Origin of the sequence: Sphingomonas sp., from assembly GCF_003248515.1 — a bacterium.
In the GTDB taxonomy this organism is placed as follows: Bacteria; Pseudomonadota; Alphaproteobacteria; order Sphingomonadales; family Sphingomonadaceae; genus Sphingomonas_I.
Genome location: NZ_QFOB01000005.1, coordinates 14,817 through 30,906, shown reverse-complemented (window position 1 = coordinate 30,906; position 16,090 = coordinate 14,817). Strand labels below are relative to the sequence as shown.

Annotated in this window: 16 protein-coding genes and 1 tRNA gene; 10 read left to right on the top strand and 7 right to left on the bottom strand. The window is 65.8% G+C overall.

The features are described from left to right. The first annotated feature begins 80 nt into the window (after window positions 1-80). Window positions 81-386, top strand: coding sequence for a WYL domain-containing protein (locus tag DI605_RS09810; RefSeq protein ID WP_293972692.1), 306 nt, complete (start codon window positions 81-83; stop codon window positions 384-386). Window positions 387-518: 132 nt separating this feature from the next. Here the strand turns inward: DI605_RS09810 and DI605_RS09805 are convergent, their stop codons facing one another. The 4 genes from DI605_RS09805 to eno form a co-directional block, all read right to left on the bottom strand. Continuing rightward, a complete protein-coding gene (locus DI605_RS09805; RefSeq protein WP_293972690.1) occupies window positions 519-2,381 on the bottom strand; it encodes a sensor domain-containing diguanylate cyclase in 1,863 nt (620 codons plus the stop codon). Between the two features lie 223 nt (window positions 2,382-2,604). Further along, on the bottom strand, window positions 2,605-4,446 hold the full coding sequence (locus tag DI605_RS09800; RefSeq protein WP_293972687.1) for a ribonucleoside-diphosphate reductase subunit alpha: 1,842 nt from the start codon (window positions 4,444-4,446) through the stop codon (window positions 2,605-2,607). A gap of 555 nt (window positions 4,447-5,001) precedes the next feature. Further along, window positions 5,002-5,643 (bottom strand): alpha/beta hydrolase, encoded by a 642-nt coding sequence (locus tag DI605_RS09795; RefSeq protein WP_293972684.1) that lies wholly within the window; start codon window positions 5,641-5,643, stop codon window positions 5,002-5,004. 159 nt (window positions 5,644-5,802) lie between these two features. Continuing rightward, on the bottom strand, window positions 5,803-7,080 hold the full coding sequence (gene eno / locus DI605_RS09790) for a phosphopyruvate hydratase (protein ID WP_293972681.1): 1,278 nt from the start codon (window positions 7,078-7,080) through the stop codon (window positions 5,803-5,805). Window positions 7,081-7,213: 133 nt separating this feature from the next. On the opposite strand from eno, the gene DI605_RS09785 reads away from it, so the two are divergent. From DI605_RS09785 to DI605_RS09760, 6 genes are all read left to right on the top strand, one after another. Further along, the gene (locus tag DI605_RS09785) at window positions 7,214-7,726 is read left to right on the top strand and encodes a hypothetical protein (RefSeq protein ID WP_293972678.1); all 513 of its coding nucleotides are present in this window, start codon (window positions 7,214-7,216) and stop codon (window positions 7,724-7,726) included. Between the two features lie 8 nt (window positions 7,727-7,734). Further along, window positions 7,735-8,061: a phage holin family protein gene (locus tag DI605_RS09780; RefSeq protein ID WP_293972675.1), complete on the top strand. Its 327-nt coding sequence runs from the start codon at window positions 7,735-7,737 to the stop codon at window positions 8,059-8,061. A 13-nt stretch (window positions 8,062-8,074) separates the two neighbouring features. Beyond that, window positions 8,075-8,383 carry a hypothetical protein gene (locus tag DI605_RS09775; protein ID WP_293972673.1) on the top strand — a complete coding sequence of 103 codons (309 nt, stop codon included), beginning with the start codon at window positions 8,075-8,077 and terminating at the stop codon, window positions 8,381-8,383. Then, entirely contained in the window at window positions 8,380-8,826 is a 447-nt protein-coding gene (locus DI605_RS09770; RefSeq protein ID WP_293972670.1) for a hypothetical protein, read from the top strand. Before DI605_RS09775 ends, DI605_RS09770 begins: the two co-directional genes overlap by 4 nt. A 103-nt stretch (window positions 8,827-8,929) precedes the next feature. After that, complete coding sequence (locus tag DI605_RS09765) at window positions 8,930-9,532, top strand: phospholipid-binding protein MlaC (protein WP_293972667.1); 603 nt, start codon at window positions 8,930-8,932, stop codon at window positions 9,530-9,532. A gap of 134 nt (window positions 9,533-9,666) precedes the next feature. Then, on the top strand, window positions 9,667-9,885 hold the full coding sequence (locus DI605_RS09760; RefSeq protein WP_293972664.1) for a DUF4170 domain-containing protein: 219 nt from the start codon (window positions 9,667-9,669) through the stop codon (window positions 9,883-9,885). A gap of 389 nt (window positions 9,886-10,274) precedes the next feature. Here the strand turns inward: DI605_RS09760 and DI605_RS09755 are convergent, their stop codons facing one another. The 3 genes from DI605_RS09755 to DI605_RS09745 are packed head-to-tail and all read right to left on the bottom strand — an operon-like array spanning window position 10,275 to window position 12,906. After that, window positions 10,275-11,270 (bottom strand): DUF2891 domain-containing protein, encoded by a 996-nt coding sequence (locus DI605_RS09755; RefSeq protein ID WP_293972661.1) that lies wholly within the window; start codon window positions 11,268-11,270, stop codon window positions 10,275-10,277. Further along, on the bottom strand, window positions 11,267-12,193 hold the full coding sequence (locus DI605_RS09750; RefSeq protein ID WP_293972658.1) for a DUF979 family protein: 927 nt from the start codon (window positions 12,191-12,193) through the stop codon (window positions 11,267-11,269). Before DI605_RS09750 ends, DI605_RS09755 begins: the two co-directional genes overlap by 4 nt. Continuing rightward, window positions 12,190-12,906 carry a DUF969 domain-containing protein gene (locus tag DI605_RS09745; protein WP_293972656.1) on the bottom strand — a complete coding sequence of 239 codons (717 nt, stop codon included), beginning with the start codon at window positions 12,904-12,906 and terminating at the stop codon, window positions 12,190-12,192. Before DI605_RS09745 ends, DI605_RS09750 begins: the two co-directional genes overlap by 4 nt. A gap of 176 nt (window positions 12,907-13,082) precedes the next feature. Between DI605_RS09745 and moaA the strand changes: the two genes are divergently transcribed. The 3 genes from moaA (at window position 13,083) to DI605_RS09730 (ending at window position 15,086) form a co-directional block, all read left to right on the top strand. After that, the gene (gene moaA / locus DI605_RS09740; protein WP_293972653.1) at window positions 13,083-14,084 is read left to right on the top strand and encodes a GTP 3',8-cyclase MoaA; all 1,002 of its coding nucleotides are present in this window, start codon (window positions 13,083-13,085) and stop codon (window positions 14,082-14,084) included. After that, on the top strand, window positions 14,081-14,857 hold the full coding sequence (locus tag DI605_RS09735; protein WP_293972651.1) for an NAD kinase: 777 nt from the start codon (window positions 14,081-14,083) through the stop codon (window positions 14,855-14,857). Before moaA ends, DI605_RS09735 begins: the two co-directional genes overlap by 4 nt. A gap of 154 nt (window positions 14,858-15,011) precedes the next feature. Further along, window positions 15,012-15,086: transfer RNA gene (locus DI605_RS09730), tRNA-Asn, on the top strand. Window positions 15,087-16,090 lie beyond the last annotated feature (1,004 nt).

Genomic DNA, 16,090 nt, shown 5'->3' with positions numbered 1-16,090 from the left:
GGTCATTTCGTCGCGGGAGGATGCTGCGACGCACAAGAGCCGCTTGAATCGACCCGCCGGCAGGGAGTAACGGGACAGCCATGTCCCAGAATGCTCTCGTCCTCCAGGCCATCGCGCTCAAGCAGTGCGTCGAGGCCACCTACAACCGGACGAAGGTCCGCCTCGCCCCGCACATCCTCTATACGCGCCACGACGAGCTTTACCTCGACGCGGTGACGGTGGAGCGCGACGGGCAGCCGCCGCGCGAGGTGAAGCTGGGCACGTTCAAGCTGACCGGGCTCCAGGAGCTGGCCGTGGCCGACCGCCCGTTCGAGCCGGACAGCATCTTCGATCCCCGCAACGAGAAATATCAGGGCGTGACGCTGTTCGCGGTCGAGCTGAACTGAGAGGCGCGCCTCACCCGGCCCGAGCCTGAGCGGCCCAAGCACGCCGCCTCTGCCGCCGGTTCCTGAAACGATCCCCGGCCGGACGCTATTTCCACAGGCCGGCAGGTAATTCTACCCAGCCGCGAAGCCGCTCTAGCGGACCTCCGCGCCAGGCTTTCCCGCCGGCATCGGGCGGCGCGCGCTGCACACCTTGTTCCGCCCGCTCCGCTTGGCTTCGTACAGCGCCTCATCGGCGCGCTGGAGCAGCGAGGTGACCGATTCGCCCCGGTTCCAGCCGGCCACGCCCAGGCTGGCCGTGACGTTGGGCCAATCGCCGAAGCCCTCCATCACATCATCCTCGATCGCGGCGCGCACGCGACCCGCGATCGTCTCGGCAACATCCAGCGATGCGTTCGGCAGGACGATGATGAATTCCTCGCCGCCGAAGCGACCGATCACATCCGTCCCGCGCAGGGCCGAAGAGGCCGCCTGCGCGATCCGCTGGATCACGCGATCGCCCACCACATGGCCATATGTGTCGTTCACGCGCTTGAAGTGATCGATATCCAGCATCGCGACCGACAGTGCCTGGCGCTGCTCCGTCGCCTGTTCCCGCGCGCGATCCAGCACGATCAGAAGCTGGCGGCGATTGGGCAGGGCGGTGAGCGGATCCGTTTCCGAAGCGAGCCGCGCCGCCGCCGCCGCCTCCTCCGCCGCGATGCGGGCATGATCCAGCGCGCGCTCCTGCTCCGATTGTTCGGTGCAGTCCTGGATCATTCCGAAGACCGAGATCATCTCCCCGTTCGGATCGCGATCTATCTCGCCACGCGCGAAGATGTGGCGGATCGCCCCATCAGGGCGGCGGATTCGCGAGCGGAACTCGTAGGAGGATCCCTCCGCGATGGCCCGTTCGACGATCGCGCGGACGCGGGCGCGATCCTCCTCGACATAGGCGTCGAAGATCGCGTCCAGCGCCGGGGGAGGACCGGCCGGATCCATGCCGTGGATCCGATAGGTTTCCGAAGACCAGTAGAGATGCCGATCGCTCGCCCGGAAGCGCCAGTGGCCGAGTTGCGCCGACGCCTCCGCCATGTTCAGCATCCGGTTATTCTCGCGCAGATCCTCAAGCAGCCGGCGCTGCGCCCCCAGCAGGGCGGCCGAAGGCAGGCAGGCCGCGTAGAGCGCAAAGAGATAGACCTGGACGAACATCGCCTCCTGCAGCCGGCCGACATGCACCATCACCACCGGGCCGCTGCCGAGCCCGGTCGCGATCGCCGCGATCGCGGCGATGACGACCACGCCGAACGACACACCGATCGTGCCCAGTCGCACCACCACCGGCATCATCGCGGCCAGCGGCAGGAAAAGCATCGGGAAGCGATTGTTGAGGAAGGCGATCAGGGTAAGCACCGTCACGAGCGACAGCAGCGAGACGCCCTCGATCATGCGCGCGGGCACGCGCCGCCAGGCGCCATCGTTGACGGCATCGGCGGCCATGATCGCGATCGGCGTGATGATGAGCATGCCGAGAAAATCGGCGAGGAACCAGGATGCGAAGAAGATGCCCCGATCATCGGGCGCGAAGAGCGTGGCGACGAACGCGCTGACCGAGGCGGCAGCCGCCGCGACGACGCAGAAAAGGGCGAGTTCGCGGCCCGATACGGTGGGAGCGCCCGGCCGGAGCCCAAGCTTGCGAACCAGCATGCGGGCGAGCAGGGGCTCCGCGAGATTCGCGACGGTGAAGCCGGCGCACAGCAGCCAGCCGGCGCCCGCCAGCGAATTAGCGGCGAGGCTCGCGATCGCGCTGATCGCCAGATAGCGGCGCGCCTGGCCGCCGCCGCGCAGAACCGCTGCCAGAAGAATCGCATTGGCGGGCCAGATCGGCGCGAAGCCGAACAGCCCGTGGCTCAATTCCAGAGAGAAGGTGGCGGCGCAGAAATAGAGGATGCCGACGAGGATCGCCTTCGCGAACGCCTCGACGTCATCGTCTTTTGCAGAGGCGGTCCTTACAGGCATGGCGGCCCGATACGCTCGAACGGTTAATCGCGAGCAAATCCTTATACGAGCCGCCGCCGTCCTTCAACGTGGCGCCGCGCCATATCTCACCCCTAATCCATCATTTTGGGGCAGAAGCGGGCCTCCGTGCGACCGGAAGCAACTAGCCCCGCCGGCAATGCCATCCCGGCGACTGCCCGATCACGGGCGGCCGCGACAGGAGGTCACGCCGGAAACGGGGGGATCACTGGCAGGCTAGACATTCGTCATAATCCTTAACCTCAAGCTCTATCTGCTTGAGATCAGGCGTATTGTCAGCCTCGACGCCACCCGCAAATCCGGCGCGTTGGATCGATTTCGAGCGGAGATAGTAAAGCGACTTGATGCCCAGTTCCCATGCGCGGAAGTGGAGCATCAGCAGATCCCACTTCTCCACATCGGCCGGGATGAACAGGTTCAGCGACTGCGCCTGATCGATATAGGGCGCGCGATCGCCAGCCAGTTCGAGCAGCCAGCGCTGATCGATCTCGAAGCTGGTCTTGTAGGTGTCCTTCTCCTCGGGCGTGAGGAAATCGAGATGCTGGACCGAGCCGCCCTTCTCGAGGATCGAATTCCAGACGCCATCCGAATTCTTGCTCTTCTCCGAAAGCAGCTTCTCCAGATAGGGATTCTTGATCGAGAAGCTGCCCGACAGCGTCTTGTGCGTGTAGATGTTGGCCGGGATCGGCTCGATGCAGGCCGAGGTGCCACCGCAGATGATGCTGATCGATGCAGTCGGCGCGATCGCCGTCTTGCAGGAGAAACGCTCCATCACGCCCATGTCGGCCGCGTCGGGGCAAGGCCCCCGCTCGATCGCCAGCGCCATCGAAGCCTCATTGGCCTGCGCCTGGATATGCTTGAAGATGCGCAGGTTCCAGCTCTTGGCCATGGCGCCTTCCATCGGCAGGCCGCGCGCCTGGAGGAAGGAATGGAAGCCCATCACGCCCAGCCCCACCGAACGCTCGCGCCCGGCCGAATAGGCGGCGCGCTCCATGCCGGGCTCGGCCCGCGCGATGAAATCGTCCAGCACATTGTCGAGGAAGCGCATCACATCCTCGATGAAGCGCTTGTCGCCGTTCCACTGATCCCACGTCTCGAGATTGAGCGACGACAGGCAGCAGACGGCGGTGCGATCCTTGCCATGCTGATCGCGCCCCGTAGGCAGCGTGATCTCGCAGCACAGATTCGAGGTGGAAACCTTGAGCCCGGCATCGCGCTGGAACTTGGGCATGGCGCGGTTCACCGTGTCCTGGAACACGATATAGGGCTCGCCCGTGCGCAGGCGCGTCTCGATCAGCTTCTGGAAGAGCGACCGGGCATTGAGCTTGCCGCGCACGGAGCCGTCCTTCGGGCTCTTCAGCTCCCATTCGGCATTTTCGCGCACCGCATCCATGAACGTATCGGGCACCAGCACGCCATGGTGCAGGTTCAGAGCCTTGCGGTTGAAGTCGCCGGTCGTGTTCCGGATCTCGAGGAATTCCTCGATCTCGGGGTGCGAGATATCGAGATAGACGGCGGCCGAACCGCGCCGCAACGATCCCTGGCTGATCGCGAGCGTCAGGCTGTCCATCACGCGCACGAAGGGAATGATGCCGCTCGTCTTGCCGTTGAGGCCGACAGGCTCGCCAATGCCGCGCACATGGCCCCAATAGGTGCCGATGCCGCCGCCGCGCGACGCGAGCCAGACATTCTCGTTCCAGGTGTCGACGATGCCGTTCAGGCTATCGTCCACCGAATTGAGGAAGCAGGAGATGGGCAGGCCCCGGCCCGTGCCGCCGTTCGAAAGAACGGGCGTGGCGGGCATGAACCACAGCTTCGAGATATAATCGTAGATGCGCTGGGCGTGTGCGGCATCGTCGGCATAGGCCGAGGCGACGCGCACGAAGAGATCCTGATAGCTCTCACCGGGCAGAAGATAGCGATCCTTCAGCGTCTCCTTGCCGAAATCGGTGAGGAGCGCGTCACGGCCATGATCGACATCCAGCGGATAGGGCGCGTTCTTGCCGCGTGCCGCCACCTTGGCTTCGGGCTCGAGCAGAGTCGCCATGTCGTTCACTTGTCCTTCGCTTGCGCTACCCGAGAGATCCATTGCCTGCCCCCGTGTTCTCTATCCGTTCGACTCGGGAATATGCCCCCCGATCCTACACCAGCGAGCGGCACGGACGAGTCATGGCCCACGCATGCGGACCCGTTCACCCCCGCTTCCACGAGGACGGCACGCCGGATACGATATGGTGATCGCCCCGGAAAACTCAATCTGGTGTGCCGGCCACATGGCTTCGACACAACGGATAGTGTCATCGCCGGATTCCGGGCGCAAGGCGTAAATTTTTTCAACGAGGGGCCTCAGCGTCTTGACGTGCGATGAGCCGGGCAAAATCGAGGGCTTAGCGCAGCCCGCGCTCATGCTTTCGCAGCGCGGCCGCATCACATGTTAACATTTTGTTCGTCATTCCATATCGGCACAAACTCACGATTTTCCATATGCTTGAGGCTCATCTCGGGGAAATTGCGAGAAGTTCGCTCACAAACCCAGCGATATCGCGATCGACGCGACCGCGATCCCCGCGGACGGGATCACGGCCGGATCGGCCCCACCCGATCACCGCATCGTGGCGTGTTTCGGAAGAGCGGCCTGAAGGATCGGCGGGCGGGCCGCGCTGCGACGGCGGACATCGCCTTCCAGCAGGCGATCGAGCAACGCCTGCCCCTCGCCCCAGCGACCAAGCCCCGACGCGGCATTGATGTGGCCCACATCCTCCAGCATGACGAAATCGGCCAGCCAGGCGGCCGCCATCTCCTGCGCGCGATCGATCCGGCAATAGGGATCGTCGGTCGACGCCACCACGAGCGCCGGAAACGGCAGCGGCGCCAGAGGAACCGGTGCGAAGCGGGCAATCACGTCATTCGATTCGTAGCGATCGGCATCCGGCGGCGCGACCAGAAGAGCGCCCGCGACACGGCTTGTGACATCCTGCCCCAATAGCCCCGCCCACCAGGCAACGGCGGCGCAACCAAGGCTGTGCGCGACGATCACGACCGGTCCGGCGGCCGCGCGGACGGCCTGATCGATCCGGCCGATCCACACATTGCGCACGGGCGCATCCCAGCAGCCAAGCTCCACCCGCGTGCAATCGGCGCGCTCCTGCTCCCAGATGGTCTGCCAGTGGGCCGGGCCGCTATTGCCGAGGCCGGGCACGATCAGACAGGTGGGGGAACGACGCAGATCTTCCTCGAACATCATCGCGGGCGACTCCAAACGGGGAGCCTGCAAGGATATCCGAACCTGAACGCCAGACAACGAATTGTGGCTTAACCGGGGCACAGTTCGGCTTGCGTGCACGAAATACATGTCTTCCGGAAACGGGCCGTCCCGCTTCCGGAAGACGGAAGACGGAAGACATCAGATCTTGAGCGCGCTGCGCCCCGCATAGCGGCCGATCGCGCCCAGTTCCTCTTCGATGCGGATGAGCTGATTATATTTGGCGAGCCGGTCCGAACGGGCGAGGCTGCCCGTCTTGATCTGGCCGCAGTTGGTGGCGACGGCGAGATCCGCGATCGTGGAATCCTCCGTCTCGCCCGAACGATGCGACATGACGGCGGTGTAGCCGGCCTGCTGGGCCATGCTGACGGCGGCCAGCGTTTCGGAGAGCGTGCCGATCTGGTTGACCTTCACGAGCAGCGAATTGGCGAGCCCCTTGGCAATGCCTTCCGAAAGGATCGCCGGATTGGTGACGAACAGGTCGTCTCCCACCAGCTGCACCTTGCCGCCCAGCTTGTCCGTCAGGATCTTCCAGCCCTCCCAGTCATCCTCGGCCATGCCATCCTCGATCGAGACGATCGGATAGCCGGCGGCCAGTTCCGCCAGATAATCGGCCATTTCGGCCGACGAGAGCTTCCGCCCCTCGCCTTCCAGATCATAGACGCCGCCCTTGAAGAATTCGGACGCGGCGCAATCCAGCGCGATCGCCACTTCCTCGCCCGGGCGATAGCCGGCCTTTTCGATCGACTGCATGATGAAATCCAGCGCGGCCTTCGGGCTGGCGAGATTCGGCGCGAAGCCGCCCTCGTCGCCCACCGCCGTGGCGAGCCCCTTGTCGTGAAGCTCCTTCTTCAGCGTGTGGAAGATCTCCGCGCCGCAGCGCACCGCATCCAGCAGGCTTTCGGCGCCCAGCGGCATGATCATGAATTCCTGGAAATCGATCGGATTATCGGCATGCGCGCCGCCATTGATGATGTTCATCATCGGCGTGGGCAGCAGATGCGCGGCCACGCCGCCGACATAGCGATACAGCGGCAGGCCGCGCGCCTCGGCCGCCGCCTTGGCGACCGCGAGGCTGACGCCGAGAATGCCGTTCGCGCCCAGGCGGGATTTGTTGTCCGTCCCGTCCAGCTCGATCATCACGCCATCGATCTCGGCCTGATCCTCAGCCTCCAGGCCCTCCACCGCCTCGGCAATTTCGCCATTCACCGCATCGACGGCGGCATCCACGCCCTTGCCGAGCCAGCGGCTCTTGTCGCCATCGCGCTTCTCGACCGCCTCGCGCGCGCCAGTCGACGCGCCCGATGGCACGGCGGCGCGGCCGAAGCTGCCATCCTCCAGCGTAACATCAACCTCGACCGTGGGGTTGCCCCGGCTGTCGATCACGGTGCGGGCGTGGACGTCGACGATCGCGGTCATTTGGGCGGTCTCCGGTCAGTTTCAAAAGATGGGACGGCCTCTATCGGGCGCCCCGGAAAAGGGCAATAATGCCAGCGCAGACATGGAACGCGCCCGCGCGGCCATGCATTGGAAGCGAAGAAGGAGACAGCCCATGGCCGCAGCCGAAACGCCCCTGCCGGAAGGCACCGATCACATCATCAACGGCGCCAGCGAAACCGGCGAAGAGACGACGACAAGCACCGGAGGATCGACCACCGGCGAGGCGGGCGCGACGCGCGGCGCCTTCTTCGAGCGATTCGACGAGGTGAAGACGCAGGGCTACGACCGGGCGCGCGAATATGCGCTGCTGAGCAAGGACAAGACGACCGGCGCGCTCGACGAATTCATCCGCCTGATCAACGACGCCGCCGGCCAGGTGGATGCAAAGGTCGGCAGCCAATATGGCGATTATGCCCGCCGCGCCGCCGATGGCATCGCCTCCTTCAACGATGCGCTGAAGGGCAAGGACGTGGACGATCTGTTCCACGAGGCGCGCGACATGGTGGCCAAGGCCCCGGCGGTGGCGGTGGGCACGGCGGCGGCGCTGGGCTTCATCATCGCCCGCCTCGCCAGGGCCGGCGTCGATACCGGATCCACTTCCGATAAAGACGCGCCTTCGGCCTGACGCACGACGTGGGGGCAAGTCACGAAGCATCGCTGCGCGAGCTTCTCGCGCGGCTGATCGAGGCCGGCCGCGCCTTCGCGCAGGCCGAGATCGCATTGGTCCGCAAGACGGTGGCGGCGTGGGCCGGCGCCGCGAAGATCGGCGCCGCGCTCATCATCGTGGCGCTGATCCTCGCCAATGCCGCGGTGATCGTGCTGGTGGCGGCGCTGGGCATGGCGCTGGCGCGATGGATCGGCCCGGCGGGCGGGCTCGCTGTGGCCGCGCTGATCGCGCTGATCGTGGCCGGCCTGCTCGGCTGGCTCGCCGCGAAGCGGTTCAGCGAGATGCTGAAGTGAACGGATGCGCGGCATGACCGATCCGGAACTCGCCGCCGCCCGCGCGCGCGCCGCCGCCGCGCGCGATCAGTTGCGCGCGGTGATCCGCGAGGTGGAGGCACGGCTTCGCCCGGCCAGCCTGGCGAGCGACGCCATCGAAAGCATCAAGCGCAAGAGCGGTGAAGTGGCGGTCGATGCGGTGGAGGCGGTGCGTGAGCGTCCGATCGCCGCATCCGCCATCGTGGCGGGAATCGGCGCCCTCATCGGCGCACGCCTGTTTCACAGGAAATCGAAGCGCCCGAAATCGGGACGTCGCAAATCGAGACAAGGAGATGCTTCATGAGCAAGACCGAAAAGAAGGCCGCCAAGACCGCGACGGCGGCGGCCCCGGAAGGCAAGACCGCCGCGACGAAGGTGACAAGCGCCTATGAAGCCGCGCGCGAGAAGGCCACGGGCGCCGTGCACTCCACCGTTTCGCTGATCGAGGCGAATCCGCTCGCCGCCCTGCTCGGCGGGATCGCGCTGGGCGCGGCGGCAGGCGCCCTGATCCCGCGCGGCGAGAAGGAAAAGGCTTTGCTCGCGCCGCTGGGCGACAAGCTTGCGGCGGCGGCGGCGGCCGCGATCACCGCCGGGCGCGACGCGGGCCTGGATGCCGTGAAGGGAACCGCGCTCGACAAGGAAGCGCTGCGCAGCCAGGTGAGCAGCCTCTTCGGCGATGCCGCCAAGGCCGCCAGCGCGGCGGGTGTGGCCGCTCTGGCCGCCGGCCGGGAAAAGGTCTCCGGCTGATCCCACCCTTCGCCGCGAATCACGGTTCGGCTGGCGTTCACGACGGGAACGCTAGCCTTGCCTCATGCTTTCTCCCAGATCTTCATCCGAGAGACCCTTTTTCATGCCCTCCCCACGTTCGCTCCTGACCGCGCTCGCCTTCACCGTCACCGCATTCAGCGCGCCGATCGCCATCGCACCGGCGCAGGCCGCGGTGGATTCCTCCGATCCCCAGCGCTTCATCCAGACGCTGACGGCGGACGGCTTCGCCGCGATGAAATCCGGCAACAAGACGACCGCGAAGGCCCAGTTTCGCACCCTGCTGGCCAGCCATGTCGCGGTCGACCAGATCGGCGATCGGCTGATCCGCCGCTGGCTGCCCACGATCACGCCCGCCCAGAAGGCCGCGTACAAGGCCGCGCTGCCCGCTTATATCGTGGGCACCTATGCCGATCGCCTGTTCGAATATGCGGACGCGACCATCAAGATGGTCCGGGCGCAGCCCGCGCCCGGCGGCGGGGTGGACGTGATGACGCAGGTCATCAAGCCCGGAAGCCAGCCGATGGCCGCCGTTTGGTCGGTTTCTCAGGTTGGTGGCGCATGGAAGGTTGCGAATCTGCGCGTGGCGGGCATTAACGTCGCCATGGCGCAGGCGGCGGATTTCGACAGCGTCATTCAACGCGAAGGTTTCGACGCGTTGGTCAAACGAATGAAGGCGCGCGGCTGAACCGACGGTTCGCGCGGCAGGAGAGCCTGACCCACCTTTGTCGCGGGAGCATCCGGGCTGCCGCGACAGACGCGCTCTGCCTCCGCGACAAAGGTGGGTCAGGCTCACTTTACGTTCAAGGAAGGAACGCGCAGTTGAGCAAGCTCCATCTCGTCTTCGGCGGCAGGGTCAAGGATCCCCGCGGCCTCGATTTCGTCGATCTCTCGGCGCTCGATGTCGTGGGCTTCTATCCCGACTACAAGTCCGCCGAGGATGCCTGGCGCGGCGCGGCGCAGAAGTCGGTCGACGATGCCGAGATGCGCTATGTGATCGCCCACATGCACCGGTTGCTCGAGCCCGATCTGAAGGATTGATCGCCGGCGGGGGCGGCATTCCACACCCCCCTCCCGAAAATCTTTCCTCTTTTCGGGAACCTGGAGCCTTACATGGCGTTAACACACCATGTTTGGTGTATTCGTTGCGTTTGTGGCGATATCAGCCTTCATGACCCCGCCGGAGATGCGGCGGGAGCCCGGAGCGCCTGATATCGCCGCACGCCACGCCACCCCGCCGGATCGCCCGGCGGCTGCATCGGCAACGATCCTTTTGCCCCCGCTGCCCACCGACGGAAACGGGGCATACTCGCCTGCGGCGATCTTCGATCCGATCTGGATTCCCCTCCCATGCGCCCGCCATGGCGACAGGATGATCTGCTGAGAATCCGCCCGGAAATGCGCCTTCCCGCGCAGGACGACACCGGCCCTCAGGCCGTGAGGGCGAGCAGCGCGAATGTCGCCAGCCAATGTTCCCCGGCATAATCATCCGCCAGATGCGGTAATGCGGCGGCGATATGCGCATCGGCCGTCGCAAGCGCGCCGGCATGGGCCGGATGCGCCGGGCCGAGCCGATCCGCCAGCGTGCGCCAGCACCAGCCACGGCTGAGATTCAGGCCATCCAGATGCGCGATCTTCCCGTCGCTTCGATCCGAGACGAAGGCGGGGGTGAACAGGGTTTCGGGCCGCCCCGCCGCGACATCGGGCAGGAACGCATCGAACCAGAGGCGGAACGGATCGGGCGCGAGCAATTCTGACATCAGCATCGCCTCGCACAAGGTGCCCGACAGGAATTCGTCGCCGGCCGGCTCCCATGCCTGCGCGGCCCGATCGCCCGCATACCAATGCTGCGCTCGCGCCGCGATCAGGGCGAGCAGATCGGGATCGTGGATCCGCGCCCAGCGCGCGGCGTGGATCAGTGCGAAGGCGCTGTTCCCGTGCGTGCCCACGCGCAAGGGATAGGTGAGCTTGGGCAGATAATCCGCGAAGCGGCGCGCGAAGGCATGGGCCAGCGGCGCGAGGGCATCGCCCCAGCCTGCCGCCATGTGGCGGGATGCCTCGCCATGCAGGGCGAGCAGCCACGCCCAGCCATAAGGCCGCTCGAACGCGGCCGAGAGCGGACGGGAGAGATAGGCCAGTTCGCCCGCCACCTTGCCTGGCACCAGCATCTCATCCGCGCGCACGGCGATGGCGGCGGCTTCCGGCATCTCCGGATGGAGGCGCGCCAACGTGAGCAACTGCCACCAGCCATGGACGCAGCTGTGCCAATCGAAACTGCCGTGAAAGATCGGGTGGAGCAGGCGCGGCGGCATCGCATCCCCATCCCCCAACAGGACATGATCCATCTTGTAGGGATATTCGCGCCCGACATGCCCCAGCGTGAGGCGGGCGAAGGCGGCGGCGGTTTCGGCAGTAAGAGCGGTCATCGGAAAGCCAGCAGAAAGAGGATCAGGAGATTGGCGATCCACAGCAGGATCGCGGTGGGTGCCTGCGCGCGGATCACCGCATAGCGGCTGGAAAGATCGAGGAGATTGGCTGGCACGATATTGAAATTGGCCGCCATCGGCGTGAGCAATGTGCCGCAGAAGCCCGACAGCATGCCGAGTGCCGCCACCGCTGCCGGATTGCCATGATGCACATGCACCAGAAGCGGCAGGCCGACCGCCCCTGTCATCACCGGAAATGCGGCGAAGGCATTGCCCATCGCCATCGTGAGCAGCGCCATGCCGCCCATATAGACAAGCGCCGCCGCGATCAGGCTGCCCTCCGGCAGGATCGCGCCGAGCATACTGCCCATCGTTTCGCCCAGCCCCGCCGCTGCGAACAGCGCGCCGAGCGCGGCCAGCATCTGCGGCAGGATCGCCGCCCAGCCGACCGAATCCATCAGCCGCGCGCCTTCCTCCAGCGGCTCCAGCGCCGAGGCGCGGAACAGCCATGTCGCAAGCCCGAGCCCCGCGATCGCCGCCACCGTGAGCGCGATGAGCGTGGCCTGCTTCGGATCGAACAGGGACGGCATCGCCTTGAACAGGAAGGTGCCGCCGATCGTGATGACCGGCACGGCCAGCGCGGGAAGGAACAGGCGATTGCCTTGGCGCGCGGCGGAGGCGGATCGCGCCTCCGCGAGAGCGGGGCACGGCGCGGGGCGCCTGATGCCGATCGTGGCGACCGTCACGAGGGCGAGCACCAGCACGCCATTGCCGACATCGCCGATCCAATCGCCAGCAAGAAAGCTCAGCGCGAGCAGAGCCCACATCAGCCCGTTCAGCCAGCGGGCGCGCGCGCACGACCAGGCCGCGAACCCCGAGAACATCAGCCCAGCGACGGCATAGGGAAAGCCGAGGGAGATCATCGGGCGCCCCCCTCCCCTTCTTCCGTGCGGGCCGCTCCTGTCACAGAGCCGGCATGGTCGGAAGGGGCGGCCTTCCGCTTCCACAGCATCAGCCTTCCGCCGTGGATCAGGAAAGCGCAGATCGCCGTGGGAATCGCCCAGACGGACAGCGACAGCGGCTCGATCATGATGCCATATTGTTCGAGGAAGCCCTTCATCAGCAGGATCGATCCGATCGCGATGAACACGTCCTCCCCGAAGAAGAGCGCGATATTGTCCGTCGCGGCGGCGAGAGCGCGGATCTTCTCGCGCTCGGCCCCGGCCATCGTGCCTTCGGGATCGGCGGCGGCCTCCGCCATCGGGGCGACGAGCGGGCGCACTGTCTGCGGATGGCCCGCGATCGAGGTGAGGCCGAGCCCCGCCGTGAGCTGGCGCAGCAGCATATAGCCCGCCAGCAGCCGCCCCAGCGAAAGACCCCGCATATTCGCCACCACGGCCCGAGCCCGCTCCTGCAGCCCGTTGCGCTCCAGCAGGCCGATCAGGGGCAGCAGAACATAGACGACGGTGACGTAGCGGTTCGTGTTGAAGGCCTTGCCGAAGGCCGCGAGGATCGCGATCGGCCCCATGCCCGCAGCGAGCCCGGTGACGGCAGCGGCGACCGCGACGACGAGGAGGGGCTGGAGACGGAGCAGGAAGCCGATCAGGATCACGGCAAGGCCGGAGAGAGCGATCATCGGATCCGGGTGCGGAAATGAGGCATCGCGCGAAGGATGGCCGCCCCGCGCGGCGCGCGCAACAGGCGCCTGCCCCCGCGTGCGCCTTTTGCCCCACCCCTCCTTTTGCCCCGCCCCCTTCCGTCCCCGCCCGGCCCACCCTTGCCGCGAAGCCGATGCCACCCTAGCTACCGCATGTGAGCGCCGCCCCCGCCCTGATCGACGCATTTGGCCGGCACATCACCTATGTCCGCATCTCCGTGACCGACCGGTGCGATCTGCGCTGCCGCTATTGCATGGCCGAGAAGATGACGTTCCTGCCCCGGAGCGCCGTAATGTCGCTGGAGGAAATCGCCGCCATTTCCGACGCGTTTATCGATCGTGGCGTGCGGCGCATCCGGCTGACGGGTGGCGAGCCGCTCGTGCGGAGGGGCGTGCCGGAACTGGCCCGGATGATCGGCGCGCGGCTGGGCGACGGGCTGGACGAACTGACGCTTACGACCAACGGCACGCGGCTGGCCGATCATGCCATCACGCTGCGCGAGGCCGGCGTGCGCCGTATCAATGTGAGCCTCGACAGCCTCGATCCCGCGCGCTTCCGCCACATCACCCGCGTGGGAGATCTGGATCCCGTGCTGGCGGGTATCGACGCGGCACGCGGGGCGGGCCTTTCGATCAAGATCAACATGGTGGCGCTCAAGGGCCTGAACGAGGACGAGATCGAGCCGATGCTGCGCTGGTGCGCGGCCCGGGGCCATGATCTGACGCTGATCGAGACGATGCCGCTTGGCGCGATGGACGAGGATCGCGTGGATCGTTTCCTTCCGTTGGACGGCGTGAAGGCGAAACTGGCGGAGCGCCATGCGATGACGCCGCTTGGCGACCGGACGGGCGGCCCGGCGCGCTATGTGCGGATGGATGATCTGGGCATCAGGCTGGGCTTCATCACGCCGCTCAGCGAGAATTTCTGCGCAACCTGCAATCGCGTGCGGCTGACCGTGTCGGGCGAACTATTCATGTGCCTGGGCAGCGAACGGAAGGTGGATCTGCGCGCGGCGTGGCGAGAGGGCGGGCGCGAGGGGATAGACGCGGCGCTGGATCGCGCGCTCGCCGCCAAGCCGCTCGCGCATGATTTCCACATCGACGCGCGTGGCGCGGCGCCCGCCGTGGATCGACATATGAGCGTAACGGGCGGATGAGCGGAGAACCCCGGCTGGCCCTGGCCGTATCCCCCAGCCCGACCGCGCAGGCCGCCGCGGAGGAACTGAAGCACCGCTACGAATGGGTGCCGATGGCGGAGGCCGAGATCGTCGTGGCGCTGGGTGGCGACGGCTTCCTGCTGCAGGTGCTCCATTCGATGCTGGACCGGCGGCGCGCCTTGCCGATCTTCGGCATGAACCTGGGCACCGTCGGCTTCCTGATGAACGAGTTCAGCCCGGATCTGCTGGAAAACCGGCTCGCGCGGGCGAAGACGGTGAAGGTGCAGCCGCTGCGCATGGACGCGATCACGGTGGAAGGCACCAGCATCTCCATCCCTGCGATCAACGAAGTCTCCCTGCTGCGCGAAACGCGGCAGACCGCGTGGATCGAAATCTCGATCGACGGCCGCGTCGTTCTGCCCGAACTGGTGGCGGATGGCGTGCTTGTCGCCACGCCGGTGGGATCGACCGCCTACAATCTTTCGGCGCAGGGACCGATCCTGCCGCTCGACAGCTCGCTCGTGGCGCTGACGCCGATCAGCGCCTTCCGCCCGCGCCGCTGGCGGGGCGCGATCCTGCCCGACCGGACCAAGGTGAGCTTCCGCGTGCTCGATCCGGTCAAGCGGCCGGTGAGCGCCGTGGCGGACCAGCGCGAAGTGCGGGACGTGGCGCGAATCGACGTGTCGGTGGATCGCGCGACGCAGCTCACCTTGATGTTCGATCCCGAACACGCGCTCGACGATCGCATCGCGCGCGAGCAATTCGCCTTCTGAGCCGTAGCCGGGTGCTTCCGCCCGATCCTCCCGCCCGTGCCCGATCATGGCGCTGCCGTGCCTTCTCCGCTTCGAAGGGCAAGAATTGAAATTTAGGTGCTCGCCAAGGCTTGCCTGCCACGCCGGCTCGCCATATAGGCGCCGCTCCCGTTGTTCCCCGATAGCTCAGCGGTAGAGCATTCGACTGTTAATCGAATGGCCGCAGGTTCGAATCCTGCTCGGGGAGCCATCCTACACCGTGGTTTTAATGCGCTTTTAGCCGACGGTGGAGGCTTGCCTGATGCCCATTTGGACACGCGTTTAGATATTCGCCGGTCGTTCCGGTGACCACGCGGGCGAAATCGGCCAATTTACGATATCGATTCGTTTCGTCGGTCAATCCCGGCCAACCGTAAGCAACACGATATGCTCGCGCCTGCACACGGCGATCCTCACCTCCCTTTCCCGGCTCGCCTTGACGTAGAGCTTGGTGACACCGAGGGGCGCGTGGCCTGAGACAGCGCACATGCCCGTCTCGTCATTTCTCGAAATGCTCGACCGCCAACTGGTCGAGCTGCCGGACCGACCTTCCGTCCCTGCTGTCGACAGACCAAGAAGCTGCTTCCGTCGATATCCACTCCTTTCCGGTCGACCATTATATATGGGTCGTCCGCGTCGGCTTTCGTGAGAATCTTGCCGGGGATGCTGTGTTCGGCTTCGCTCACTCGGCGCTCCCGGACATTATCCTCCGGCTTGCGAATACCCTGCGCCACGTTGGTGTCGATGGGGAAAGCCTCCATCACCCAGCTTAGACGCCGTCGAGCAGGCTGAGTCCGGGTCCCGGTTCCGACACCACGGCTCACAATCGAACTGCCGTGCCCGAACGTATGCGGGATGCGGTGTTTGCCCTGAATATGGTGTCGACACGGCTGACGGGCGTCCTCGCCACCGTCGCCACCTTCTTCGTCAGCCTGCCGGACAGATCCCATTGGCGGCTTCTGCTGCCGGGAGACGGCGTAATCTTAAGCCGTGCCATATCGAATCGCAGACCACCTGCTCGACGGCCACATTCATGACAGCCCATGCCACTGAATACGTATGTTGAAAGCTATGCACGCTTTGGGGTGATAATTATGCTGGTCGAAAATCCGTAACGGCCAAGACAAGTAAAGTGGTCTGGGGAGGACTTCATCTAATGCAAAATTTCCACAATCCCTTCCTGTGCACTGCGCTTATGTTTGGGGCTTTTTTACC

Bases quoted from the DNA above. Each gene is read 5' to 3' on its own strand.
- DI605_RS09810 (WP_293972692.1), top strand. From the start codon at position 81: ATGTCCCAGAATGCTCTCGTCCTCCAGGCCATCGCGCTCAAGCAGTGC.
- DI605_RS09805 (WP_293972690.1), bottom strand. From the start codon at position 2,381: ATGCCTGTAAGGACCGCCTCTGCAAAAGACGATGACGTCGAGGCGTTC.
- DI605_RS09800 (WP_293972687.1), bottom strand. From the start codon at position 4,446: ATGGCGACTCTGCTCGAGCCCGAAGCCAAGGTGGCGGCACGCGGCAAG.
- DI605_RS09795 (WP_293972684.1), bottom strand. From the start codon at position 5,643: ATGATGTTCGAGGAAGATCTGCGTCGTTCCCCCACCTGTCTGATCGTG.
- eno (WP_293972681.1), bottom strand. From the start codon at position 7,080: ATGACCGCGATCGTCGACGTCCACGCCCGCACCGTGATCGACAGCCGG.
- DI605_RS09785 (WP_293972678.1), top strand. From the start codon at position 7,214: ATGGCCGCAGCCGAAACGCCCCTGCCGGAAGGCACCGATCACATCATC.
- DI605_RS09775 (WP_293972673.1), top strand. From the start codon at position 8,075: ATGACCGATCCGGAACTCGCCGCCGCCCGCGCGCGCGCCGCCGCCGCG.
- DI605_RS09770 (WP_293972670.1), top strand. From the start codon at position 8,380: ATGAGCAAGACCGAAAAGAAGGCCGCCAAGACCGCGACGGCGGCGGCC.
- DI605_RS09765 (WP_293972667.1), top strand. From the start codon at position 8,930: ATGCCCTCCCCACGTTCGCTCCTGACCGCGCTCGCCTTCACCGTCACC.
- DI605_RS09755 (WP_293972661.1), bottom strand. From the start codon at position 11,270: ATGACCGCTCTTACTGCCGAAACCGCCGCCGCCTTCGCCCGCCTCACG.
- DI605_RS09750 (WP_293972658.1), bottom strand. From the start codon at position 12,193: ATGATCTCCCTCGGCTTTCCCTATGCCGTCGCTGGGCTGATGTTCTCG.
- DI605_RS09745 (WP_293972656.1), bottom strand. From the start codon at position 12,906: ATGATCGCTCTCTCCGGCCTTGCCGTGATCCTGATCGGCTTCCTGCTC.
- DI605_RS09735 (WP_293972651.1), top strand. From the start codon at position 14,081: ATGAGCGGAGAACCCCGGCTGGCCCTGGCCGTATCCCCCAGCCCGACC.